Origin of the sequence: Paenibacillus sp. NPDC093718 (assembly GCF_050279985.1) — a bacterium.
Classification (GTDB): domain Bacteria; phylum Bacillota; class Bacilli; order Paenibacillales; family Paenibacillaceae; genus Paenibacillus_AQ.
Map to the genome: position 1 here is coordinate 57520 of NZ_JBNNUS010000002.1, position 24455 is coordinate 81974.

General features: G+C 47.7%; 20 protein-coding genes and 1 pseudogene. 6 read left to right on the forward strand and 15 right to left on the reverse strand.

The features are described 5' to 3' along the window. Window positions 1-3: 3 nt before the first annotated feature. Window positions 4-1533 carry a spore germination protein gene (locus tag ACQKPA_RS06125; protein WP_427490373.1) on the forward strand — a complete coding sequence of 510 codons (1530 nt, stop codon included), beginning with the start codon at window positions 4-6 and terminating at the stop codon, window positions 1531-1533. Continuing rightward, window positions 1502-2734, forward strand: a complete 1233-nt coding sequence (locus tag ACQKPA_RS06130; protein WP_427490377.1) for a Ger(x)C family spore germination protein — start codon at window positions 1502-1504, stop codon at window positions 2732-2734. Before ACQKPA_RS06125 ends, ACQKPA_RS06130 begins: the two co-directional genes overlap by 32 nt. Before the next feature lie 143 nt (window positions 2735-2877). On the opposite strand, the gene ACQKPA_RS06135 is transcribed toward ACQKPA_RS06130, so the two are convergent. The 11 genes and pseudogenes from ACQKPA_RS06135 to ACQKPA_RS06185 form a co-directional block, all read right to left on the reverse strand. Then, on the reverse strand, window positions 2878-3048 hold the full coding sequence (locus ACQKPA_RS06135) for a hypothetical protein (protein ID WP_194542573.1): 171 nt from the start codon (window positions 3046-3048) through the stop codon (window positions 2878-2880). 155 nt (window positions 3049-3203) lie between these two features. Further along, on the reverse strand, window positions 3204-4394 hold the full coding sequence (locus ACQKPA_RS06140) for an epoxide hydrolase family protein (protein ID WP_427490380.1): 1191 nt from the start codon (window positions 4392-4394) through the stop codon (window positions 3204-3206). Between the two features lie 163 nt (window positions 4395-4557). Then, window positions 4558-5412: a protein phosphatase 2C domain-containing protein gene (locus ACQKPA_RS06145; protein ID WP_427490382.1), complete on the reverse strand. Its 855-nt coding sequence runs from the start codon at window positions 5410-5412 to the stop codon at window positions 4558-4560. Window positions 5413-5441: 29 nt separating this feature from the next. After that, window positions 5442-6191 (reverse strand): annotated as a pseudogene (locus tag ACQKPA_RS06150) (DUF4184 family protein). Between the two features lie 139 nt (window positions 6192-6330). Beyond that, a complete protein-coding gene (locus tag ACQKPA_RS06155; protein WP_427490384.1) occupies window positions 6331-7323 on the reverse strand; it encodes an LLM class flavin-dependent oxidoreductase in 993 nt (330 codons plus the stop codon). A gap of 21 nt (window positions 7324-7344) precedes the next feature. Next, on the reverse strand, window positions 7345-7827 hold the full coding sequence (locus ACQKPA_RS06160) for an RrF2 family transcriptional regulator (protein ID WP_427490386.1): 483 nt from the start codon (window positions 7825-7827) through the stop codon (window positions 7345-7347). A 323-nt stretch (window positions 7828-8150) separates the two neighbouring features. Continuing rightward, window positions 8151-9023 carry a sugar phosphate isomerase/epimerase family protein gene (locus tag ACQKPA_RS06165; protein WP_427490388.1) on the reverse strand — a complete coding sequence of 291 codons (873 nt, stop codon included), beginning with the start codon at window positions 9021-9023 and terminating at the stop codon, window positions 8151-8153. A gap of 15 nt (window positions 9024-9038) precedes the next feature. Then, window positions 9039-10709 carry an ABC transporter substrate-binding protein gene (locus ACQKPA_RS06170; RefSeq protein ID WP_427490390.1) on the reverse strand — a complete coding sequence of 557 codons (1671 nt, stop codon included), beginning with the start codon at window positions 10707-10709 and terminating at the stop codon, window positions 9039-9041. 31 nt (window positions 10710-10740) lie between these two features. After that, complete coding sequence (locus ACQKPA_RS06175) at window positions 10741-11637, reverse strand: carbohydrate ABC transporter permease (protein ID WP_427490392.1); 897 nt, start codon at window positions 11635-11637, stop codon at window positions 10741-10743. A gap of 16 nt (window positions 11638-11653) precedes the next feature. Next, entirely contained in the window at window positions 11654-12526 is an 873-nt protein-coding gene (locus ACQKPA_RS06180) for an ABC transporter permease (protein ID WP_427490394.1), read from the reverse strand. Window positions 12527-12724: 198 nt separating this feature from the next. Continuing rightward, window positions 12725-15034 carry a helix-turn-helix domain-containing protein gene (locus ACQKPA_RS06185; protein ID WP_427490396.1) on the reverse strand — a complete coding sequence of 770 codons (2310 nt, stop codon included), beginning with the start codon at window positions 15032-15034 and terminating at the stop codon, window positions 12725-12727. Between the two features lie 228 nt (window positions 15035-15262). On the opposite strand from ACQKPA_RS06185, the gene ACQKPA_RS06190 reads away from it, so the two are divergent. The 4 genes from ACQKPA_RS06190 (at window position 15263) to ACQKPA_RS06205 (ending at window position 19432) form a co-directional block, all read left to right on the forward strand. Next, window positions 15263-16459 (forward strand): cytochrome P450 family protein, encoded by a 1197-nt coding sequence (locus ACQKPA_RS06190; protein ID WP_427490398.1) that lies wholly within the window; start codon window positions 15263-15265, stop codon window positions 16457-16459. A gap of 315 nt (window positions 16460-16774) precedes the next feature. Next, complete coding sequence (locus ACQKPA_RS06195; protein WP_427490400.1) at window positions 16775-17965, forward strand: styrene monooxygenase/indole monooxygenase family protein; 1191 nt, start codon at window positions 16775-16777, stop codon at window positions 17963-17965. A 146-nt stretch (window positions 17966-18111) separates the two neighbouring features. Next, window positions 18112-18600, forward strand: a complete 489-nt coding sequence (locus ACQKPA_RS06200; RefSeq protein WP_427490402.1) for a DUF2243 domain-containing protein — start codon at window positions 18112-18114, stop codon at window positions 18598-18600. Window positions 18601-18604: 4 nt separating this feature from the next. Next, a complete protein-coding gene (locus tag ACQKPA_RS06205; protein ID WP_427490404.1) occupies window positions 18605-19432 on the forward strand; it encodes a cytochrome c oxidase assembly protein in 828 nt (275 codons plus the stop codon). Here the strand turns inward: ACQKPA_RS06205 and ACQKPA_RS06210 are convergent. From ACQKPA_RS06210 to ACQKPA_RS06225, 4 genes are all read right to left on the reverse strand, one after another. Continuing rightward, window positions 19429-20361, reverse strand: a complete 933-nt coding sequence (locus ACQKPA_RS06210; protein ID WP_427490406.1) for a VanW family protein — start codon at window positions 20359-20361, stop codon at window positions 19429-19431. The genes ACQKPA_RS06205 and ACQKPA_RS06210 overlap by 4 nt on opposite strands. Before the next feature lie 178 nt (window positions 20362-20539). Next, on the reverse strand, window positions 20540-21790 hold the full coding sequence (locus ACQKPA_RS06215; RefSeq protein WP_427490408.1) for a multidrug effflux MFS transporter: 1251 nt from the start codon (window positions 21788-21790) through the stop codon (window positions 20540-20542). 127 nt (window positions 21791-21917) lie between these two features. Continuing rightward, window positions 21918-23480, reverse strand: a complete 1563-nt coding sequence (locus ACQKPA_RS06220; protein WP_427490410.1) for an ATP-binding protein — start codon at window positions 23478-23480, stop codon at window positions 21918-21920. Window positions 23481-23664: 184 nt separating this feature from the next. Further along, window positions 23665-24447, reverse strand: a complete 783-nt coding sequence (locus tag ACQKPA_RS06225; RefSeq protein WP_427490412.1) for a YqzG/YhdC family protein — start codon at window positions 24445-24447, stop codon at window positions 23665-23667. Window positions 24448-24455: the final 8 nt, after the last annotated feature.

The window sequence follows — 24455 nt, forward strand, 5'->3', positions numbered from 1 at the left end:
AGGATGACACATCACAGACCTCGAAATCGAATGTTTCGTCGAAATTCAAAACAAGCCCGACCTGCAGTTGACCGTAAGCCTGCTTTCGACACATTGGATGAAAATGCCCTTCGTTCCATGTTTGCCTCTTCCGCCGACGTTGTCATCAAATCCTTCCCGGCAAAGAAGGTTAGTGCGATTCCTGCTTTGCTGATCTACAGTGAAGGAATGGTTGATACCATGGTGATGACTCAATACGTGCTGCCGGATCTGGAAGAAAAACTGGAGTACTTCAAAGATTGGGAACCACTGGCCAGAGAATTGGATAAATCGATGGAATGGAGTGAAATTAACCAGCATGCGGACGTTGTAAAGCTTTTGTTTGAAGGACACTTGATCCTGTTTTTTTCAACCGAAAAACGCTTTTATTCCATCAATATCGCCGCGCGTCCCAATAGACAGCCTGATGAATCCAATACCGAGGTGGCCATCAAAGGGGCGAGAGACGCTTTTACGGAGGACATCACCACGAACGTGGCACTCGTCCGAAAAAGGCTGCGCACGGCCACACTCCATAATGAACAAATGATCATCGGAGATCGCAGCCAGACCCGAGTTTCACTTCTTTATATTTCCGATATCATACGCCCGGAAGTCGTCAACGAGGCTAAAGAGCGATTAAAAGGCATTCATGTCGATGCACTCATAACCAGCGGCCAACTGGAGGAAGCACTCTCCGATTCTACTCTCTCCCTGTTTCCGCTGATGGACTACATCGGCAGGCCGGATTTTGTAATGGAGTGCTTGCTTCGAGGACGTTTCGTCATTCTTGTGGATGGTTCGCCAATGGCGTTAATTGCACCATGCAATTTGATGGAATTATTAAAAACACCTGAAGATTCCTACTTTCCTTACTACTTTGTAATCTTTGAGCGACTTCTCAGACTGCTAGGTCTCTTTCTCGCCATTACGCTACCGGGATTTTGGATTGCTCTGACAAGCTACAACATGGATCAGCTCCCCTTTCTGCTTCTTGCGACTGTCACTGTGTCCAGATTCGGGCTTCCGCTATCCTCCCCAATGGAGATGATATTGATGCTGGGTATGTTTGAACTTTTCAGAGAGGCTGGCATCAGGCTGCCCAAAGCAGTCGGTCAAACCATCGCAGTTTTAGGCGGTCTGATTATCGGTGATGCCGCCATACGCGCAGGCCTTACGTCACCAACCATGCTGGTTGTATCTGCAACCACCGCGGTAGCGACCTTTACTTTAGTCAATCAGACGCTAAGTGGGACGGTCAGCATTATTCGTCTATATGTGCTCATCTGGTCCTCCTTGCTGGGGATGCTCGGATTCTTCATTGGAATACTAAGTCTCATTGCATACCTCTCTGTGTTGGAATCCTTCGGTCTTCCGTATTTAGCCCCTGTGTCACCATTAACCATCAAAGATCTGATGGGTTCCCTATTGAAAAAACCTTGGGCTTTCAACAAAAAACGACCGCAAATGCTTCAAACGATAGATGACACATCTGAAGAAAGGGAACCTACATGAGATGACAATTTGCGTCAGAATCATAAAATTAATGTGGTTAACGGTCATTCTCAATATGTTAACAGGCTGCTGGGACATCAAAGAAATACAAGACATCAATTACATCACTGCCATCGGAATCGATCAAGAGGGGGATGACTTTGTTGTTTACACTCAGATGATGGATTTCACATCCGTAGCCAAAATCGAATCTGGCAAGGCGGAAAAGCCCTCCCAAATATGGACTTCCAAAACAAAGGGCAAAACCCTGGACATGGCGATCAATGCCATCTATGATTCTTCCCAGGAACGAACGGTCTGGAGCCATATCTCATGTATTCTCATTAGTGAGAACGTATTGAAATCGAATGTCCTAACCAAATTGGATACCATCGGCCGTTATCAGGAGGTTCGAATGACCCCGTGGATATTTGGCACAAAGGATTCGATCGAACAATTGATGAATATCCCGGCGTTTTTCAACCTTTCTCCATTAAACACATTGGCCCATGAACCTGTTGAGGAATATAAACAGAGATCCTATATTGAACCCATTCGATATTTTGATTTTATGGCACTGATGACAGAACCAGGCTGGACGATGTTGCTTCCAAATCTCACGATCGATAAAAAGACATGGAGCCTAAACGAAAAAGAAAATCCGAAGTTGGTGGTTAACGGAGTATTTCCTATATCCAAAGGGGGATCGAAAGGCTTATTCACCGATGACAAGCTCACCGGATTGCGATGGCTAGAAGCCGATACGAAACGTTCACACCTCCTGATAACAAATAAGAGTGGTGAACTAGCAGGTGTCGTGGTTTTATCCAACCCTAAAATCCGCAGGAAACTAAACATTGTTAACGGCATGCCTAAATACCAAGTTAGCGTCAGGTTAACAGGAAACGTCGTGGAAGCGCTTGATGATATGAACAAGACGGATATGGAATTACAGGCAGCTAAGGAAGTACGAGAGGAAATTCTGGCTACGTTTAAAAATGGGGTAACTTCAAAAACGGACCTCTTCGGTTTTGAGCACGTATTGTTCAAGAAGGACCCACGGCTTTGGAAAAAAATCAATCAGTCCTCTGCCCAACCGATTGATGCAGGCGCTCTGGAAACCGTTCATGTCGAAGTCCATCTGGATCACGCCGGCATGAAGCTGCTCCCTCATCATAATAGTCCGATAACAACTATTACTAAAGACGAAGCAGACTCCTGACACTCTATAATAAAAGAACCCATAACTAAGGCAGCCTGTTCTTATAGTCAAGAACGGCTGCCTTTGTTTGAAGGGAATTCCGCGTCATATATGATAAAGCGAAATAAATGATTTTTTATGGTATTGGTTTATAACATCCTTGATTAGATGATGACGTCCACATCATCATCCTCAAACAGGTCATCGTATGCAACGTAGAGGCCTATCGCTGATGCGATTAAGACTAGAATAGCTGCAATAAACGCCAATTGTTTAACCGTCGCTTTTTTCGAAGCTGCTTGTTGTCTGCGTTTTCTTTGCGTTCCTTGGCCCATGCTGCATACCTCCCGCTTCCATGCCATTACCATAAAATATGAATCGGACATGAAAATGTTGTTAGGCAAAGCATGCTTATATCGTTTTCGTGATACCGGTGCTCACGGTAAGTTTGCACCCAGTGGCTCGACTACGACTTTAGTCAATCACAAGATCAGCGAAGCTTACTGAAATATTCGCTAATATCCTCAATGAGTGATTTCGGCTCTGCCATGGCAACCATATGACTGCCGCTCTTCCGATTCGACCAGTGGACAATGTTGTTATTGGCCTCGGCAATACGCCGGAATGCTGAACCTCCACCATGGGAAACCCCTGTCGGTACTTTCATTTGATTTGTCGGCATCCCGGCTGCACCCTCATAATAGGTCCAGGAAGACGAAGCAGCTGTCTCCGTAAACCAATATAGCGTTGCGTTCGTGAGGAGCAGATCTTTATGGATGGACTCTAGCGGAACCTCTTCCGCATTAATAGGCCAACCGTCAAATTCTTTAAACCTCTCAACAAGATAAGCTAGTTGAGCCACCGGCGAGTCATTAAATCCATAACTGAGCGTCTGCGGCCGGTTGGACAGATAAGGTGCATAACCACTCCCACCGGAAAACAGTTCAGCCAAGTAGGCAACTTCAGCCAATTCTTCCTCGCTTAGCCCCTCCAATTCATTTGGATCTCCCATGGGGATACCCAGTCCTCCTGTAATATGCACACCAATCATGTGTTCAGCATCAAGGATAGCCAGCTCGGGGGAAACTAGTGCTCCTGCATCATTGCCATGGGCACCGTAACGATCATAACCGAGCCTGCGCATCAATTCGGCCCAATCACGTGCGACGCGTTTGATGCTCCATGGTCTCTCATCTGTCCGCTCCGGAAAAGCCGAGAATCCGAACCCGGGAAGTGATGGTGCCACGATATGAAATGCCATACTTGGATCTCTGCCGTATGCTCTTGGATTACTAAGCGGTCCGATGATATTCATGAATTCAACAATGGAGTTTGGCCAGCTATGCGTGATGATCAGAGGTAGCGCATGAGGCTCGGGAGATCGTACATGAAGAAAGTGGATCTGTTGACCTTCAATGTCCGTTATGAATTGAGGAAACGCGTTAAGCTTCTGCTCGTACTCACGCCAGTCGTATTCCTTTTGCCAGTACTCCGCCAGATCTTTAAGATACGCGACAGGAATCCCACGATTCCACTCACCTCCAGGTAATTGGGAAGGCCACCGAGTATGAGCTATACGTGCTCGCAGATCGTCAATGTCTTTTTGAGGGATGTCGATGTGAAAGGGGCGGATGGAGATTTCAGAATCTTGGTACATGGTATCTTGATGATTGTTAGACATTGGATTACCTCGCTCTCGATTTTTCCTCATTATAAGAGCGAAACACTGACGACAATATGTCAGTGTTTCGCGGAAGATTTATCATCATGTGAGCGTGCCTCTTCATTCCGAAATAAAGAAAGAACCCGACATATATGCCGGTTCTGCAGAAATAATTGACCATCTATGGTTTGTTAAAGTGAAGCACCATGCCTGTTTTATCATCGGATTTTTTGAATCTTGCATAGGTTAAGCACTCAGGGTCAGCCTCTTCGATCTCAAGTAATTCATGTGCATACTGCTCAAGCCCCTTTTCGAGTATACGCTGCGCGATATAACTCCAATAGGATCGATCACTCGGGACATCGCGTTCAGGCCAGAATAAACCATCCGTTAACAAGATCACGTGTTTTAAACGTGACTTGTTGATCTTTCCGTATTCGAGATAATGGGCAGCCTGGGCTTCTCCGTTCAATACGCCATAGCCTCCATTCGTGTTACTCTGAAAGCGATTCTCCCTGATGAGATCAATAACCGTGGCGTGGAGATCTTTCTGATTGGATAATCCCATATTCACGCCTTCCTCCCATCTCGCGATGACCGGAGCTTCTAAATGAGCGACTTGTCTCCAGGTCAACGGACGAACCTCCCCATCTTGGTATACGGCAAGAATCATGCAGTCGCCTGTCTGAATAAATTCAACGCGATCCTCTTGAAATCGTACAAGAGCAAGAGCAGTGCCCCAAAGCCCATCTTTTTTCTCCATGTTGATATTGGCCTGCAGCATAAGTTTTCTTAGCTTTTGGTTCGCTGCCGCAACAAGATCCGTGAGTTGTACAACCCGGTCCAGTGATTCGAAGTAATTCTTCACAGCTTGAGCAGCGATGTAACCTCCGGTTTTCTTCTTGTCGCTGAGGTATGGGACGATGGATGAAACTCCATCTAACACGCCATACAAGGAGGCTCTCTCGTTTATGACAAGTGCATCTTCATTTAAGAAATGGATTCCCTTATGCGTGAATTGCTCAACGGTTACCATAACGTTCCTCCTGTCGATTCTGATTCTAATTACTGGATTTGCTGCTTGCCCCTTGCTGCACGCCAAAAGACAAGGCACGTTACAAACAGGGCCAGCATGAAGCTGCTGATGGCCGGAACGATAAGCTGTAATACAAACGTCATCCCTTCACCATCAACAACCGACATCATGGCCATGAGCATAACCAGAATATAGATCACTACAAATACACACCAAAAAGGCAGAACCGGATACGAATGCTCTCTTTGCGTTGGTGCTACATATAAATGGCGATGAATCCACCATACGATCAGGGTCAGCCCGATCAGACTGCTGCCGTGCTGACATAATTTATACACCGGAATTTGTACGGAGTCGATATGTATCCAATGGGTGAGAAAAGGAATCTGATTCACGATCCAGGCACCTTTATGCGTAAACTGATCCCATAGCAGGTGTGTGGCAACGCCCACCAATCCCAAGAGCGTTACGATAAGCCAACCTTTAAGAGAGGCCGACAGCTTCCCTTCCCGTTCCCATCGGTATGGGAACCATGAAGGCAAATATACGAATAGGACGGGTCGTACCACCGTCTCGAAAATAACGTACAGGAGCAAGATCATGGGAAGGTTGAACAGCAAGATACCAGGACCCTCGTGGCTCCATAAGCCAGACGCACGAAATCGGAGGAAATATTCAAAATCCGGCGCCATTCACCCGATAATGAGGGCGGACACCGGCAGCGATTTCTTCTTCCACCAAGGCATCGTGATGACAGGATGAGCGAACGTAAACGGCATATGATCTCCTAACTGCTGCGAATGTTGAACGTAGCTAATTTTTTACTATTCTAACAGATTCGTACTCGTAAGGGACAAAGAAATTTCACCTTTACAAAAAAAAGGACAGGCATCCGCCTATCCCCTCATCAACTTTATATTACAGCAATTCGCGTGCGAGCAGTCGGTAAACCTCCAGCCGTTTTTCCTGAGAATGCGGAATGCTGCAAATCATGGCTTCCTGGAAACCGTAGTGCGCTTGCTCTTCCTGTAAGCGTGCCGCGATATCCTTTACCGCTCCCACAAGATGGATCTTGCGGCCTTCCTGGATAGCCATCCGGTCGATTTCCGTTAAGGACACATTCTGAGCCTCTTCGGGCGTCAGCACCTGCGTTATCCGGCCCTTGCTCATCATCAACCGGAAAATATCCTGCGGCAGCGCTTCATACTCGGCTTCTTCCTTCGTTTCGGCCGTCGTCACCATATAGGATACGTTAATCTCAGGCTTTTCCATGAATATGGATGGCTGGTAGTTATCGCGGTAATGATCCAATATTTCGTTGCTCATCGCTCCGTTAAAGAATTGCGCGAAGGAGTAGCCGACTCCCATCTGAGCCGCTTTTAACGCACTATTGCCGCTGGAGCCCAGCAGCCACACTTCAGGCAAAGCAACCCCCGTTGGAGCAGCGGCGTTCTTGGCGTAGAGTTCATCTTCCGGGATCTCATCACGAAGGAGTTGCATGGTAACGGCCAGCTTATCATACATGTTATGAAGCATCAGCTGCCGCCCTTCAGACAAAGCGTACATGGCACTCGTATCACCGCCTGGCGCTCGTCCTACACCGAAATCAATCCTTCCCGGGGTAAAAGCACTTAACGTCTTAAACACTTCCGCGAGTTTAAGGGGGGAATAATGCATCATCATGACACCACCGGTGCCGATGCGAATCCGGTCGGTTTTGGCCGCAAGCCGGGCTGCCGTCACTTCGGGTGCGGAGCTGGCAAAGGTATTCCCGCCATGATGCTCGGCCATCCACATTCGGCTGTACCCCAATTCATCTGCCAAGACAGCCAGCTCTTCCGCTTTATTCAAGGCGCCTTCCGCTGTGTTTCCGCTTGTTACGGGTGCCTGGTCTAATACGCTTAATCTCATGAGAGTTCATCCCTTCCTCGGTCAAATGACCATTTTGTTGTTGATCCATTCCTCTAAAGCCGCCACCTTGTCCTTAAAGCGCTCACCGCGCATCTCCCCCGACAGCGAAGCGATGGTCTCTCGCTTTAATACAGCCTTCCAGGATGACTCTGCTTCTTCCATTAAATCGGATAACAGGCAGCAGCTTTCTTCCTTTTCCAAGTCCAGCATGTCTACCAGTATTCCGTGGGATGAATAGAGGGATTGCTGCCCTTCCACCGCGAGGTATACGTCGTATACACGGATATCCTCGGGTTTCTTCTTTAATCTAAAACCACCCTTGATACCGGGAACAGACGTGATGATGTCTGCTGTTACCAGCTTCCTTAACAGTTTCTGAAAATAGGTTGCCGATGTCCCCAGCTGTTGGCTGATCGCTTCCCCGGGCAGCACGGCCTTGTCAGGCAGCATATTCAGCAGAACCAGGGCGTACACCGACTGTTCCACGCCGGTTTTCATATGCATAAACAGCACCTCAATTTACGAAAATATCCGTTCATTATCTAAACTACACATCAATACATCCATTTGTGATTAAAGTGGATAAACATTATCCACGTTATATCTTATATGAATTCGAACCGAAAGTAAAATGAGTATCGATCTGACGCAGATGAGGAATGAAACCAATCCATAACCCACGAGACAAGTTATTAGTTAATATGATGAAATAAACGGATCTAACTCAAGGTATAGTACATAAAAAAGTCGCGCTAGGCGCGACTTTTCTGCTATTGTTATTCCATATCTGTTTTACCGTGAGAATATAATTTGCGTTACGAAACCACCTATACTTCGTCCCATAACCGCTTCAGATTGTCCAGACCCAGCCGGGTTCCTTCCCGGCATTCTTCCATGCCTTCGAATTCCAGCGTAATGTCTCCGTCATAACCTGCAGTCTTAATGAGACGCAGAATTCGGCGAACATCGATATCACCCTGGCCGAAGATCGAGCCTCGAAGGTAATTGCCATGGGATGTTCTGAACCATTTCCCCCCACCCGGGTCCTGATCAAACGGACGATAATAGAAGTCTTTCACATGAATGAGCGAGGCGAGCGGCAAGTTGCGTTTCACGCCAACCAGCGGCTGCTCGTCAACGCATAGAAAGTTCCCGATATCCAGAGTCGTCTTGAAGTTTGGACGGTCGACCGCCTGAAGCACACGCTGCACACGGTCGCTCGCCTGTACGCTCACGCCATGGTTCTCGATCGTGGTCGTAATACCGTACCCGGCTGCGTAATCTGCAATAAGACGACACCCTTCTACAATCATATCCAGATGGGTTTCCACATAATCTATGCCCATCTTCTCAGGCGGCAGCGTGAAAGCTGTCACGTCATGACGCATATGCTTCATTCCCAGTCGGTTGACCGTATCCACATGTCGCTTGATTCGTTCCACCTCCGAATCAAAGTCGTCCCGGCTCTCCTGGACGAAATTAGCGGGCATGGAATAATTGGACAACGTGATGCCGACTTCCGCCGCCCGTTCACGCACTGCATCAGTAAGCTCGGGATTGTCCTCCAGCGTAAATCCATAGGGTACGATCTCCATGTGCTGTCCGCCACTCTCTGCGATCCATTCCACAACATCCAGCACCGTCATCTCGCCTGCACGAATAGCCGGCAGCAAGCTGTAGGTGCTCACACCAACCCTCATTCTAGGATCCCTCCTTTATTTGCTTCTTCCATTATAAGCTTCCTGGTAGATTTCCAGATAGCGGGCTACATTCATGGCCTCCAGTTGCTGAACGTAGCCATCCCAGTCCTTATCCAGATCGGCATCGCCAATCACGAAGCGGGCCATCATTTCATCAACGTAATCATTGATCGTTTTGGACAGATCGGCTACCTCGGACGCCTGCTCGTTGGTCAGAAATAACGGCGGCACGGTGCTGACATCGGTAGGTTTGTGAGGTTCGTATTTATTCTTCGTCTCGTTGTACAAAACGACTTCCAGATCGTCGTTCCCTTTGGCAACGGCGCTCAGACGGAAATCACTCGTCCGCAAGCTCGGACCGGTTTGAATCCAGGCGATATTTTGCACCGTGCCGTAAGACTTTAGCTCAGACCAGACCGCAGGCTCCCCGTTGATGCCGACCTCTCCGTCCTTCGCTTCACGCCATTCCTGGTCCGGGCGGCCATACACGCTTCGCAGCGTATGCTCCCGCTCGTACAGGCCATCCGCCCAACGCAAGGCGAGCTCAGGATGCTTGGCCTTCTTCGTGATGACAAATGCACCCGGATTCATTCCGGTGGAATCCAGAGCAGCATATCGAACTCCATTCGGTCCCTTGAGCGGCGGCACGGTCTTATATTCCAACCATCTTCCGCTTTCGCCGAGGAGTTGGGTAAATATACCCTGGTGGCCGCCGGTTGAAGCGCCAAGAAGCACGGTATCGGGGTTCTCACCGATCTGGATCAGCTGATTGTCATCCTGCGTGAACGACTCCGGAGCGAGCAGCCCCTCAGCGTACAGCTTATTCATATACCGCAAGCCTTCCCTCCACTCCGGTTTGTTGAAGGCCACGTCAAGCTTGTCGTCTTTTATGAATATATGCTTATAACTCGACCCGTAAACCGGATTATAGATGAATGAATTTAATAGGAACGCATCGATGGAAGAACTCCAGGATTTCGGAGAAATCGACAAGGGAATTTCGTCCTGCATTCCATTCCCGTTCGGATCTTGCTCTTTGAAAGCTTTCAGCACCTCGTACAGCTCATCCGTGGTTTCCGGCATCTTCAGATTGAGTTTTTTCAGCCAAGGCTCATAAATCCACATTTTCTGGCTCATGGAACAGTGATAACATTCATTCACTTCCGGAAGCGCATAGATATTGCCGTCCAGCGCCGTGATCGCGGATTGGATCTCCGGATTGTCCTGGAACATATTCTTCGTATTCGTCCCCTGCTTCTCAATCAAGTCATTCAAAGGAAGAAAGGCCCCCTGCGAGCCATATATCATCTGCTGCGCAGGCGAAATATTTAAACCCATAATGACGTCGGGATAATCCTCGCTGGCAAGAACGAGATTCAGCTTCTCCTGTATACTCTGCTCCGGAACGACCTCCCATTCGATGTGCACGTTCGTTTTTTCTTCGTACCACTTGGTGAAATCATTCGTTTCGAAATTCTCGACCAGCGGATTTCCCCGCACCATCACCTTCAAGGTGGTTTTCTCTTGAACCAGCGGATAGGTCCCCGGTTCGGATAAGGCGATTGGCTCGGTACCAGCATTTGGCGCTTCATCCGAGCCCTTCGGGCTCAGTGAACCCGTACAGCCTGCAAGAAGAATGCTGAATGCAGTGAATGCACCCATAATAACCCGCGTTCTTTTTCTCATAACGTCCTGCCCTCCTGAATTAATGGATGGATTATCCTTTTAACGAACCGATCATGACTCCTTTAACAAAAAATTTCTGCAAAAAAGGATATACGATCAATAACGGAACCGAGGTCACGACGATCAGCGAATATTTCAACAGCTCCCGCAGCCCTTGCCGGGCCGCAGCGGTTTTGGCGTCGCCCAGCATTTCGATATTCACCTCGTTCTGAACCAGAATATCGCGAAGCACGAGCTGGAGCGGATACAAATCCGCGCTCTTTAAATAGATCATGGCGTTGAAATATTGATTCCAGTGTCCAACGGCATAGAACAAAGCAATAACGGCCAAGATAGGACCCGAAAGCGGCAGTACGATGCGCCACAGAAACCGGAAATCGGTACAGCCGTCGAGCTGTGAAGCCTCCAGCAGTTCCTGTGGGATGGTCGTCTGGAAATACGTGCGCATAATGATGACATTCCACACCGACAGCGCCCCCGGAATCAGCATCGACCATATCGTGTCAATCATGCCGAGATCCTTCACCAGCAGATAGGTTGGGATCAGCCCCCCATTAAACAGCATCGTGAACACGAACAGCAGCATGAACACGCTGCGGCCCCGAAAATCTTTGCGTGATAACGGGTACGCCGCCATGACGGACAGAATGAGATTGATCACAGTGCCTGCCAGCGTATAGAACAGTGTGTTCATGAAGCCCTTGGCAACCATCGTATTTTTGAATACCGCACGGTAGCCTTCGAGCGTCGGTTCGACGGGCCACAGCCATACCTTTCCTGACAAAACCGCACTGCTGGAACTGAATGAGGCGCTGACTACATAAATGAGCGGATATAACACAACGATTAGGAAAACGGATAACATCGCGTAGTTGACCACCGTAAAAACGCGATCCGAGCCGGATTCCTTCATGGCAGGTGATTGCATACAGGTCCTCCCTTCCTTACCATAGACTCTCCTGCTTCAGCTTTTTGGCCGTTTGATTTACGATCAACAGCAGCACGAAACCGATGATCGCTTTAAACAATCCAATCGCCGTGGCATATGAGAAATTCATCGCTTGGGATACCAATCCCACCTTGTACACGTACGTGTCAATGACTTCGGATGAACGCAAATTCAGTGCGTTCTGCATTAACAGGATTTTCTCGAAGCCGGTCTCCAGCATTTGTCCTGTATTCAGAATGAGCAAAATCATGGCGATGGGCATGATGCCTGGAAGGTCAATGTGGCGCATACGCTGCATTTTCGTGGCTCCATCCATGACGGCTGCTTCATGTAGAGCTGGATCAATTCCTGAAAGCGTTGCCAAAAAAATGATGCAGGAAAACCCGACATTCTGCCAGATATGGGACCAAACATAGATCGTCTGAAACCAGGACGCCTCCGCCATGAAGTGAAACGGACCGATGCCGATCCAGCCGAGCATCGTATTGATGAGTCCTGTTCTGGGATCCATAAACTGCAGCATCAAGCCCACCAGCACGACCAGAGAGATGAAATACGGCGCGTATGTAACCATCTGGACAGTGTTCTTGAATCTCCGGTTCCTTACATAATTCAGTCCAAGCGCCAGCATAATGGGGAACGGAAAACTGGCGATCAGTGTGTACAAGCTGATGGAGAACGTATTCTTCAGCAATCGCCAGAATTCATGCGATTGAAAGAAACGTTCGAACTGGGCAATTCCTACCCATGGACTTCCGTTGATCCCCTTCGTGACGTTGAACTCTTTAAACGCAATTTGCGCGCCATACATCGGCACATACTTGAAAATAATGATGTACAGCAGCGGGAGCAAAAAAAGCGCATACAACTGCCAGCTACGGATGATGCTCTTCCAGCCACTCAGCGGCTACCACTCCAATCTTCAATGAATTCGTCCCGGGTGCGGTCCGTGATTGGAGTATATCCAGTTGGGTCGATCTGCGTAAATCTTCATGTTTCCGGTCGATTATTCAGAATTTTAGAATGGGCTGTTATTCATCAATCAGGCACTAAGCAATTCTTTAGATTAAGCATGTTCTCCTTTACGTTGAAGGCGTCTATACTCGGTAGCGCTAATGCCATTTACCCGTTTGAACGCACGGCTGAAGGTATTGAGTGAGAGATAGCCAACAGAAGCAGCAATGTCGCTCACCGGCCTATCGCTCGACGTCAATTCCCGCTTCGCCTCATCCATTCGAAGCTTCTCCAGGTAATCCGAGAAATTCAAGCCTGTTTGCTCCTTAAAGAAGTAAGATACATAGGCTTCGGAGGTGCGCGTTTCCCGGGCAAGCGCGGTGAGACTTAGATCACTTTCCCAAAAGTGCCCCTTGATATAGGCTAGCAGTCGGTTCGTTAAATGATCATTGTGGCTTTTCTTCCTCTCTTCGTTCTTCCGACAGAGCCGAATGAAAGCGGTATGGAGAATATTCATGGCTTCCGCCGGGGACATCGCCGGATTTAAAGCTCTGATGACGGCATCCATTTCCTCCGTTCTGCCGCTTCCATCATTCCCAGTCTGTTCGCAGCATTTCATCAGGGTACCGCTAAGCTCCTGAGCAAGGAGCTTCTCCACGGCCATCGGTAATTGCCGCTCCGATCTGTTCTTCTCCTTGATCTGCAATAATAGCTGCGTGGCCTCATCCAGATTGCCTGCTTTCACAAGCTGAATCAATCTCATCTCTTCATCGGCCGGATAATAATAGGTGAAGGGCGGCGTTTCCATTTCAGCATGAAATAAGATTGGCGTCTTCTCGCTCCATCCAGCGTGATGAAGCACAAACCTGGCTTCTCCGTAGGAACGGTATAGCTCAGCAATGCTGGACTGGCATTCACCTACAGCCATATACAAGCCCGTATCCGGTATTCCGCTCAAATGCTCATAAATTCCCTGTATATACGCTCGCATCCGTGTCGTAAAATCCGCGTTGTCCGCCGCCGTTCCGGACAGGATCAGGACCAACTGGTTTTCACCAAAATCATGCAGCAGCACTTCCTCCCCGCATAACGCTTGAATCCGGTCGCGGATGTTGATTTTTACAATATCAAGTTCCATCAGCATCTCTTCCATAAACGGCTCCTGGTATCCCCGAATATGAAGAAGGGCAACCGCATGGTGAGATCCCCGAAGTTTGAATTGTGCATGTTCCATGGCTGCGTCTATCTCCTGCATCGAGGTAAAACCTCCCTTCAGAAGCCGGTCAACTACGACATTTCGCAGCATCGGAATCTGCTCTTCCAACCGCTCCTTCAGCGAATGATGGCTTTCGATCAGCTCGGACACGGAATGTCCGATATAATCAACGGCATTACGAGTAATAGCATGCTTTACATCCCGCCGCGATGAGGGTAGAAGCTGGAGAATCTTTAGGAATGGCCTGCTGCTTCGATACGCGAAATAGCCGGCTATGCCAAGCCCTAGGAGAAGAGCCGTGATAAAGATCGCCAATGTCAGCTGTTTGATATAATTTACCTTTTGCAGAACCACTGATTTCGGTTGGGCAGATACATAGCTCCAGCCATTGTATTGGGATGTGGATTTTGTCACCAGCATTTCTTGACCATTTAATCGAATATGGGAGTAGCCTCCTTTATTAGGAAGCGCTTTCAAAAAATCCGGTTCTTTCAAACCAATGGAGCTGATCAGGTTGCCGTTCTGATCTGCTATGTAGGCAAAACCCTCTTGTTCAGGATCGACTTTACGAAGCATGTCCTGGATCTGCATATTATTGATCAGTACAGTGACCACTCCGCTGCTCCCCTTATTCCCGAAGGACTGCATGTAGCTGACAACCGAGTAAGGTTTCCCTTCATATACAACCGAATGCCCCGGGGCATACGTTTTATAATGATACTGCCCAAACAACGCTTGCTTCCACATGCTTAATGGCTGGTTTTCATATTGCAGCTGCATTCGATAATACTGGTCCACCGTATACACTTTACGAGGTGAAACGATCATGTTGCTGTTTCTGTAAGCGATGTAATAATCCACTATGAAGTGATTGAACAATTTGTAATTAAACAAACTCTTTTCCAAATCCCACAGACGATAGGGAGCCGTACCGGCAAACGGTTCTTTCTCAAATTGAAAAGAGAGCACCTTCGATTCGCTCGACATCTGCCGTGCAAGGTTCTCGATTTCAGCAAATCTCTGATCCAGCGCTTCCTGGATTTGCTGCAGAGCTGCGGAGGTGGTTCTCACCGTTTCGCTTTCGATAAGCTCTGCGGTCTTCCCATATGCAAACCATCCAACCAATAGGGAGCCCACCAAAATGACAGCATACGGTACAAAAAATCGAACCAGCAGCGCTGCCTTCTCCCCGGAAACGGATTTCACCGCTTGATTCCCCCTTTCACTTTTCAGATATGATCCAATATAACAAAGAAAACGACGGATAGTCAGTAGACCAAAAGGCACTCTTTAAGAGTCAATCGGATTCCAATTTTCGCAAGTTGGTATGATCAAGTATTTGGAGACTGCCGGCATTTCATCCGTAAATTGGTTATCCCCCTCTCCTTCCCTTATACTGGCTATGAAACTATCATTTTCGAGAGGAGCCCCTATATGACAAATGCGAACGAATCTCTGAAAAATGTATTGTTTACGAAAGAGTTTACCCATAATCCATATCCGGTTTACGAGAAATTGAGGCAAAGCGATCCCATACTGAATCTGCAATTTCCCGATGGACGTTTCGGATGGCTGATCAGCAACTACGAGGAAGCTGTTGAAGCGCTCAAGGATGGCCGATTTAGCAAAGACGTCGCTAAAGCAATGGGTCAGGAACAGACCAGCGTATTCAGCACCAACATGCTGTTCTCCGATCCACCGGATCACAAACGGCTTCGCGGCTTGGTTCAAAAGGGCTTTACGCCACAGAGAATCGCGGATATGCGAGGCCATATCCAAGAGATTGCGGACAACCTGCTGGATGCTGTCTCCACCAAAGACTCCATACATCTCATTGACGAGTATGCCTTCAAACTTCCCATTATCGTAATAAGTGAAATCCTTGGCGTGCCTACGGAGGACCAGGACAAGTTCCGGGTATGGTCCAACTCCATCATCGGCGCCTCCAACCAGGAAATGAACGAGCAAGTGGTCCAGCATATGAATGAATTTATCGCTTATTTGAAGGATTGGTTCGCGAAGGTTCGCGAACAACCGGGCGATGATATGATCAGTCAGCTTGTCATTGCCGAGAATGAGGGTGATCGCTTATCCGAACAGGAGTTATATGGCGTCGTCACCTTGATGATCATTGCCGGTCATGAAACGACGGTGAACCTGATCGGCAATGGCGTACTTGCGTTATTGGAACATCCGGAGCAGCGCAAGCTTCTGCAGGAACAACCCGAACTCATTCATGGCGCAATCGAGGAAATGCTTCGCTACAACGGTCCCGTTGAATTCAGCACCTCCCGTTGGGCAGCGGAAGATATGGATTTTCATGGCGTTCACATGAAGAAAGGCGACTTGGTTGTCATTGCCTTGAACTCCGCAAATCGGGATGCCTCACAATTCGAAAAGCCGGATATCTTTGATATTACCCGGGAGAAAAGCCAGCATTTAGCCTTCGGCAAAGGTATTCATCTCTGCCTGGGAGCCCCCCTCGCGAGACTGGAGGGTGAAATCGCAATCAACACGCTGCTCCGCCGCTACCCCCATTTTGAGCTTCAACGGGGCATCGATGAGCTTGAATGGAGACCGGGCATGATTGTTCGCGGTGTGAAGGAGATTCCGATTTCACTTCATGGCTGATGCTCAACAACATGAATGACTGCCAATATGAAAAAGGCGAATCCTGTTAGGGATTCGCCTTTTAACTGTGTTTTTTATGACAACCAAAGTGTATAGAAATAGGAACTTTTAAAACAGTCGTCTATCGGGCAGGAATTCATATTTAGAAATTATTAATCGGGTTACATATTAATTATTATGTAAACCTTTATTCAGCATATTGCCGTTTATCTTATAGTTCAAATGCCGGAATGAATAATAGTTAATTCCACCCTTTTTATCCAATTCTCATCACTGTATTCTATTTAAAAGCCCATTTTAAGGAGGAGATATGTAATGAGACGTATTGGTATAATCGGCTGCGGTACCGCCGGAATCCAGCTTGCCTATTCGCTGAAGAATGATTTTGATGTCACCGTTCATCATTATGAACAGCCGCAGGACATCCTGAATGGGAGAATTCGATCCACACAGGTTCATTTTCACCCCACATTAGAACGCGAGCGACGTTTTAACATGCCTGCCGAGGATAGCGCGCCTCCAATTCGTTCGATCCACTTTCATTTAGGTCAGCAAAAACTGTTTACAGGTAATCTAACCGGAATCGCCGCATCGGTGGACCAACGCTTGGGCTTCGCTGAATCGATCCATGATTTAGCTTCGCAAGGCGTAAAGTTTGTACACGGGCGTTTGAAGCAGGAAGACCTTCTGGAGCTGACTCATTCCTACAATCTCATCATCGACACAACGGGAAAAGCAGGTCCGCTGGCGCCATTCCCTGTCGAAACGGGACTCACTCCCTACCAAGCGCCTCAGCGGAAATGCATCGTAGGTTATTTTACCGGCGTACAGCCCGTTAAGCCTGAGGGCATTTCCATTACAGTTCTTCCAGGGAACGGTGAAATGTTCGAGATTCCCGCTATTACCGATTCAGGACTTGCCACCATCTTATTCATTGAAGCTGTGCCTGAGGGAATATTGGATGTTTTTAAAGGGATTAAGAATTCTTCCGAGTTTATGGCACGTATGGCGAAAGTAATTGAAGAGCATTTTCATCCAATCTTTGAGCGAATTGATATGGATCGGTTTGCACTGATCGCAGAGAACGCCTTTCTTCAAACCGCGATTACGCCTGTCATTCACAGGCCATATGCTATACTGGGCGGAACATTGATACTTGGGTGCGGTGACAGCGTGTTTCTCAGTGACCCGATCACAGGCCAAGGCTGTAATACCGCTTCTTATGCCGCTGAACAATTATACGAAACCCTCATAACACATAAGGAATCGACATGGGATGAAGCTGTTGGTATAGACTACTGGAACCGTACGAAGCATTATATTACGGCTGTTACGGAATGGACAAACGCGATGACGGAGCCGCTTCCTGAGCATATCGCTAAACTGCTGATGCAAGCTGCATCCGATCAGATGACGGCAGACGGAATTGCGGCCTGGTTCGAAGATCCCACCAAAGCCCATAAAGCATTTCATGAACATTCAATAAACCAACCGTTTCTCCGTTAATCGACAGAAAGCGCGATCCTAAATAAGGAATCCTCATTCCAAGTTCCAGGAGTTATTGAAATGGTAAAAATGGGTAAACTTAGATAGTAGAACCCGTTTAATTCTATACACTTCGAATCTTTACGAAATGGAAGAGGATGAACCGAATGAAGTCAACAAAGTCCAAAGAACACCAATTACAGCGCATACGATACTCGGCACGTAATTTATGGGCCGGAATCTTATTCGGATTAGGTCTAGTCGGTTTTATCGATGAGGCTGTGTTTCATCAATTGCTGCACTGGCATCATTTCTATGACAAATCTACAAGCGATATCGGTCTTGTCTCCGATGGACTGTTTCACGCATTCAGCTGGTTCGCCACCATCGGATCTTCGTTCATGCTTGCCGATCTTCACCGCCGAAATGCGTTCTGGCTGAAACGGTGGATTGGAGGTATGCTGCTTGGAGGCGGGGCCTTTCAGCTTTATGACGGCATCATTCAGCATAAATGGATGCGTCTGCACCAGATTCGATATAACGTCGATATCCGTCCCTACGATTGGGTCTGGAACCTCATTGCTGCGGGCATGATCATAGTGGGTATGATTCTCATCGTGCGAACTCATAACCGTGCTCTTTCCAGGGAGGCATGATCTTATGGTGAGTAACCATTCGTTTGCTCATGGAGCTGGAATGTCCGGAGCCTCTGCCTCATGGACGTCCTGGGATTTAATCATAGGTGGCTTGATCTTCGCACTTCTCATTCTTCTATATATGGTTGCTGCTGCGGTCTCCAATCGAAATTACCGAACTTGGCCGGCCTATCGTTATGTTTGCTGGGGTGCGGGGATGCTTTGCGTTGGTTTACCGCTGATCGGTCCGCTAGCGCGACTCGCCCCTTCGAACTTCACGATCCACATGCTCGGACATCTGCTGCTTGGTATGCTGGGGCCGCTGTTGATTGCATTCTCCGCTCCGATGATGCTGCTGCTCAGGTCTACCCCATTACCATTCGCCAGACGGATCACTCGTTTGCTGAAGAGCAAGCCAGCTCAAATCGTTGCTCATCCGGCGGTAGCGGCCTTGTTGAATATCGGTGGACTATGGGTCCTGTACACAACCGGCCTATTCATGGATATGCATCATAGTCTTTTGCTGCATATCGTGGTGCATTTTCATGTTTTTGCAGCCGGGTATTTATTTACGGTATCTATGATTTACGTAGATGTGGCTCCTCACCGTCGCAGCTTCCAGGCTCGTGCGATCATCCTGATCATCGCCATTGCCGGACATGGAATACTCTCCAAATACTTATATGCCCATCCGCCAGACGGCGTCTCTTCGGAACAGGCCAAGCTCGGCGGAATGCTGATGTATTACGGCGGCGACGCGATTGATCTCATTCTAGTGTTTTGGCTGTGTATGCAATGGTACAAGTCGGCACGCCCGCGATCTGCTGCATCCATGCTCCAAGCCTTGGACTAATCACCGTTTACCGGATTGTGCTTGGTGTCACTCGTCTCCTCCGGCAGCATGTTTGATATGCTTGGTACATTGCGCGGCTTATATTCAATGAGTTCAGAAGAGTAGATGGCAACGGTCATTCTTCCCCCATTACCGAATGCCCGGATGAGGATAGGCTGATTATAGGCGTTCTCAAAAACAAAATCCGGACCTCCCCAGCTTACCGTAGCATCGCGCCCCGGCAGCACATAAGGGACGTTCCGGCTGTGAGAGTAGCGCTTTACAATCTGCAAGCCTGCACGGTCAATGGCGTTATACAATGTAGAAGAAACCTGACAGATCCCTCCTCCTACTCCCTCTGATAACTCACCTCTGACGATAACGCCGGCACGTCTGTAACCTCTGTCCACGGTTCTCATGCCAACCACCTGATTAAACGAGAAGGTCTCTCCGGGGAACACGACTGCACTGTCGATCGCCTGGGCAGCTAATGCTATATTATGGGAACGATTTTTGTTGTTGGAATTAAAATAGGTGACATAGTAACCTATCGGTTTAACCCGAATGGAGGCAAGAAGCTCGGCATCCACCTTTGGATAGATCGGATACCTCGGCGCTTCCACGGTAGCGCCCCCAGTCCCGAACCAATACGAATAATATCGTTCTAGCAGTTTGCGTCGATCCAGTCTATGACCATTCTGCCCCGGAATGATTTGGCCGCTGCTGCCAATCCGGGCATTCCTGGCTTCAAGATAGGTTTTTCGATCAAGCGCATCCACCCATTGATTGTATTTATCCATATCCAGCAGCGGGAATACATCAAGTGCATGTTCGCTTCGGCTCACGCTGGCCATGACTTTGCCTTCTTGCGTTATCATTAAATTGTTGTTTTCCGGTTCATCCCCTTGCAGGAGCATAAACAATAGACCGAGAACTGACAACCATCTCAAGCTGGTTCACCTGCTTTATCTTTGTGTTTTTCTCTACTTTCGGTTTACCTGATACGTCCGGTTTCGTTTACTCTCTGGTATTATGATTGCATTACAGGTAATTCATTCAGATTGTTTTATAAACCAAAGAAACCCGCACCATGTATGTGCGGGTTTCTTTATATGTTCTGACTTTAATTTACAAGGAGACCGACGTCTCTTTTCTATGGCTAAAAGGGATAACAAGGAACAGGAATGAGCTTACGGCCAGCAATTCTGCAATCCCGATGACCGTTCCCATAGGTGCAGCAGTTGTACCGTCTCCCAGGCCAACAAGTGGACTTGCGGCTGCGCCTAATAACAAAGGCAGTAATCCAAGAAGCGCGGACGCACTGCCTGATGTATGAGCTGCTTGCTTCTGCATCGCCAGTGATGTTGTCGTTGCACTGACCATGCCGACGGCAGAAACAATCAGGAATAACATCGGGGCAATCAGCAGCAATCCGCCGCCGAGCCAGGTGATCGCGAACAGCGAAGTCCCGCCAAAGGCGGCAATGATGAGACCCGTTGTCAACAATTTGGTTTCCCCTGTGCGAGAGGCCAATCTACCCGTAATTTGAGAGAACAGCACAATACCAACCCCATTAACGGCAAAGAACAGGCTGTACATTTGAGGGGATACGCCGAAGATATCCTGCAGTACGAATGGTGACCCTGAGATATACGCGAACATCGCGGCTGATACAAACGCTTGGGAGAGCGCATAGCCGACAAATACGCGGTCCCGAATCAGCGTACCGAAGGTACGGAAGGTTTGTTTGATTCCTCCATTGGCCCTTTTCTCCAGATTCAGCGTTTCCGAAAGACCAAACCATACCGCGAGCAGCATAAGCAATCCAATCAGGAACAGGACGACAAAAACGCCGCGCCAAGAGACGAAATTAAGGATAAACGCTCCGAATACTGGAGCGATAATGGGTGCCAAACCATTGATCAGCATCAGCAATGTAAAAAACTTGGTCAGCTCCGAACCGGTGTATAAATCCCGGACGACAGCCCTGGATATGACGATACCGGCAGCTCCACTTGCTCCTTGTACAAATCGAAGCGCAACCAGAACCCATATACTTGGGGCAAACGCGCACAACAAAGAGGTAATCGAGTAAATAATCAAGGATATGATGAGCGGTCCTCTTCTCCCCCGAATATCGCTGAGTGGGCCTGCTACAAGCTGCCCTAGAGCAAGGCCAAGTAAAAATGCCGTCAGGCTTAATTGGGCCAACGATGCTGGCGATCCCAAACTCTCGGAGAGTTTTGGCAGTGCAGGTAGATACATATCAACGGAAAGTGGCCCGAAAGCCGAAAGAGATCCGAGAATCAAGGCAAACTGAAGCCTCTTCCTGCGAGATAGAACCATGGTTGAACCGGCTTCTTTCGTGGACATCGACATACGATCTGTTACTTCCTTTCCTGCAACACATTGATGCATGAGTATAAATTTTTTGCAAAACCATGTTGAATGGCTAAACAACTATCCTATCATAGGATATATTTCGGTCGATTGCCATCCAAATTTTCTAAGCCAGAGGAATCCGCAAGGTAAATGTCGTGCCGATCCCTAGCTCGCTGTGAACCGTTATTCTGCCGCCATGGTCCTCTACAATTTTTTGACACAGGGACAGCCCAAGGCCGGTCCCTTCTTCTTTGGTTGTATAAAACGGATCAAAAATCTTGACCAGATTTTCATCGGCAATGCCTTTTCCGGTATCCTCAACTTCCACGACAGCCATTCGTTCTTCCGCCCTAAGCGAGAGTCGGACAGTGCCGGTGTGCTCCATCGCTTGAAAAGAATTACGGATCAGGTTGATAAGCACCTGGATGATCTTATCACGGTCCATGACAATCTGAATCGGCTCCTCGCTTAAGTCCAGACTAAACAAATGACCGTGCGAAGCTGCTTCGGATTCACACAAGGAATAGACCCGGGTCAAGCAATCCGTTAGTGATTCAACCCTCATATTGCTGGCATGCGGCTTGGAAAAGTGCAAAAATTCTGCCGTCAGCTCCCCTACCCGCGTAATTTCCCCCATAATGACCTCATACCAGGGCTGAATGTTATAACCTTGATTTTTGGAGAGTTGGATGAAGCCTTTAATTGAGGTAAGCGGATTCCTAATTTCATGGGCCATTCCGGCAGCCAATTCCCCGACCATCTTCATCTTTTCCGTTCGGATCATTTCCTCCTGACCTCTCATCCAGGAATTGCGCCGCATTTGAAATATCCGGTCTTCTGCCGTGCTGATCATCTCTTGATAAGTTAAAGCTTCATGCGGGTAACAAGTGATGCTATAGGTCACCTGTACGCCGATACTTTCAAAATTGAACAAGCTGCTGTCGATGTTGACATGCTCGGGGAGCAGCACAGCAAAGCGATCCCCTGCATATCGGGAGGCTGCCAGCATATCGCTCAGGAACAGCTTGCGCAGCGCACGTGAGAAGTTGATCAGAATCTCATTGGCTGTGGAGATGTCCTTCGCATTTAACGATTTAAAATTATTGATGTCCAGTAGCACCAGCTGAAAAGGCTTGTTCAACTCAACGAGATGCTGGACTTTATGCAAATATCCATCATAATTCAGAAGTCCCGTCAAGGGATCGTGATAGGTCAGGTAATCGTTTTGCTTATATAACTTCTTCTTCTCTGATTCGAGAAAGTTTACAAAATGAAAGGAAATCACGACGACAAAGGATGACAAACAATCAAATACAGCGACCAATATGTTGTACTTTGTAATCGGCACATAAGTCAGACGAATGATGGAATATTGAAGGACCATAAGAAGGCACAGCGGCATCGATTCTATGAAACGCTCTTTTTTATGAATGAGGTTGATGATAAGTATGTAATACAACAAGATACACCAATTCAATTGGCTGGCAAAATGAAACGCTCCCAGAAAAAGAAATTGAATATTTCGAAGCCATTCGATCTTTCGATCAAAAATAACGGATGCATACAGTAACGATGCCGTAAGCAGCATCATAGGGATTGACGTTTGATTTCCAAGATAAACCGATGACACCATAATAAAAACCGATATCAATGGAACAAATAGGAGCTTTAGTACTATAAAAGACAAAGCGAATCACTCCTAAACCACTATTACTGGCGCAAAATGTAGAAATCACGGAGGCAAGTTTCACCAAATATGGTACACCATATGTATGCGTCTGAACAGCAGGAAAACACGACTTTCAAAAAAAGCAACCGTGAATCTCTTTCAGGAAATCGTGTTTATTCCTGCTAACAAGCTCGATTTCCGGCTAGATCTCCTCGTACCGAATCGATATGAACTGATGGGTTATCGGATGAAACGAAACGGTTACATATACGCCGAATTCACGAGCCCCCTCCTTAAGCCAAAGTTTAAATTTCTCCTCCGCCAGCTCACTAGAGATCGTGATTCTTCCCATATAGAGGTAGTCAACTACATCCATATTGTATTTACGCTTTGCTTCCGTGACGGCAAGAGTTCCCCACGTTGCGTAAGCAGGGTCTTTACTGTTCACCGCTTGGGTCAAGGACTCTGCAATTGCTGTCAATTCCTGCTGCTTGATTTCTGAAGAAGCGCGATTTGCAGCAGTTAAAAGGTATTGCCAGTTCCCCTTCTCGAATACTAACAGTTGCAGCGTATTGATCGGCCCCTTATAAAACTTTGCGGTTGTATGATCTGTCAGCTCCGATTCCTGAAATGATAGATGTTTCAACTGCTGTTTAGTCTCTAACGGATATAATTCGATTCTGTAGTCATTATCAGGTTTATATCGATTAAGATAATGAATCTCCAAATGCTCGTCCAATCCGCTCTCCATGTCATAACAGCGGCCATACTGATGCGTGAAAGCGACGGGCGGCAACTGCGGCGGCAAGTAGACGGCTGTACCGAAATGTTTCTCACACGTCCTCACAGCCTCCTCTACAAGCTCACCACCGGATTCAAAGATGCCCTGCTGATCATAAGAATCCTGAAGTTTATTAATTCCTTGATCATGACCAGGACTAATCCCAAGCGATAAAACAACGGCAATTAAAATACTGCCCAGCATAGTAAACC

Excerpts from the sequence above, each read along its gene's own strand:
- ACQKPA_RS06170 (WP_427490390.1), bottom strand. The coding sequence starts at position 10,709 with ATGAGAAAAAGAACGCGGGTTATTATGGGTGCATTCACTGCATTCAGC.
- ACQKPA_RS06135 (WP_194542573.1), bottom strand. The coding sequence starts at position 3,048 with ATGGGCCAAGGAACGCAAAGAAAACGCAGACAACAAGCAGCTTCGAAA.
- ACQKPA_RS06195 (WP_427490400.1), top strand. The coding sequence starts at position 16,775 with ATGAGACGTATTGGTATAATCGGCTGCGGTACCGCCGGAATCCAGCTT.
- ACQKPA_RS06225 (WP_427490412.1), bottom strand. The coding sequence starts at position 24,447 with ATGCTGGGCAGTATTTTAATTGCCGTTGTTTTATCGCTTGGGATTAGT.
- ACQKPA_RS06125 (WP_427490373.1), top strand. The coding sequence starts at position 4 with ATGACACATCACAGACCTCGAAATCGAATGTTTCGTCGAAATTCAAAA.
- ACQKPA_RS06205 (WP_427490404.1), top strand. The coding sequence starts at position 18,605 with ATGGTGAGTAACCATTCGTTTGCTCATGGAGCTGGAATGTCCGGAGCC.
- ACQKPA_RS06190 (WP_427490398.1), top strand. The coding sequence starts at position 15,263 with ATGACAAATGCGAACGAATCTCTGAAAAATGTATTGTTTACGAAAGAG.
- ACQKPA_RS06160 (WP_427490386.1), bottom strand. The coding sequence starts at position 7,827 with ATGCATATGAAAACCGGCGTGGAACAGTCGGTGTACGCCCTGGTTCTG.
- ACQKPA_RS06200 (WP_427490402.1), top strand. The coding sequence starts at position 18,112 with ATGAAGTCAACAAAGTCCAAAGAACACCAATTACAGCGCATACGATAC.
- ACQKPA_RS06155 (WP_427490384.1), bottom strand. The coding sequence starts at position 7,323 with ATGAGATTAAGCGTATTAGACCAGGCACCCGTAACAAGCGGAAACACA.
- ACQKPA_RS06175 (WP_427490392.1), bottom strand. The coding sequence starts at position 11,637 with ATGCAATCACCTGCCATGAAGGAATCCGGCTCGGATCGCGTTTTTACG.
- ACQKPA_RS06215 (WP_427490408.1), bottom strand. The coding sequence starts at position 21,790 with ATGTCGATGTCCACGAAAGAAGCCGGTTCAACCATGGTTCTATCTCGC.
- ACQKPA_RS06140 (WP_427490380.1), bottom strand. The coding sequence starts at position 4,394 with ATGTCTAACAATCATCAAGATACCATGTACCAAGATTCTGAAATCTCC.
- ACQKPA_RS06130 (WP_427490377.1), top strand. The coding sequence starts at position 1,502 with ATGACACATCTGAAGAAAGGGAACCTACATGAGATGACAATTTGCGTC.
- ACQKPA_RS06145 (WP_427490382.1), bottom strand. The coding sequence starts at position 5,412 with ATGGTAACCGTTGAGCAATTCACGCATAAGGGAATCCATTTCTTAAAT.
- ACQKPA_RS06165 (WP_427490388.1), bottom strand. The coding sequence starts at position 9,023 with ATGAGGGTTGGTGTGAGCACCTACAGCTTGCTGCCGGCTATTCGTGCA.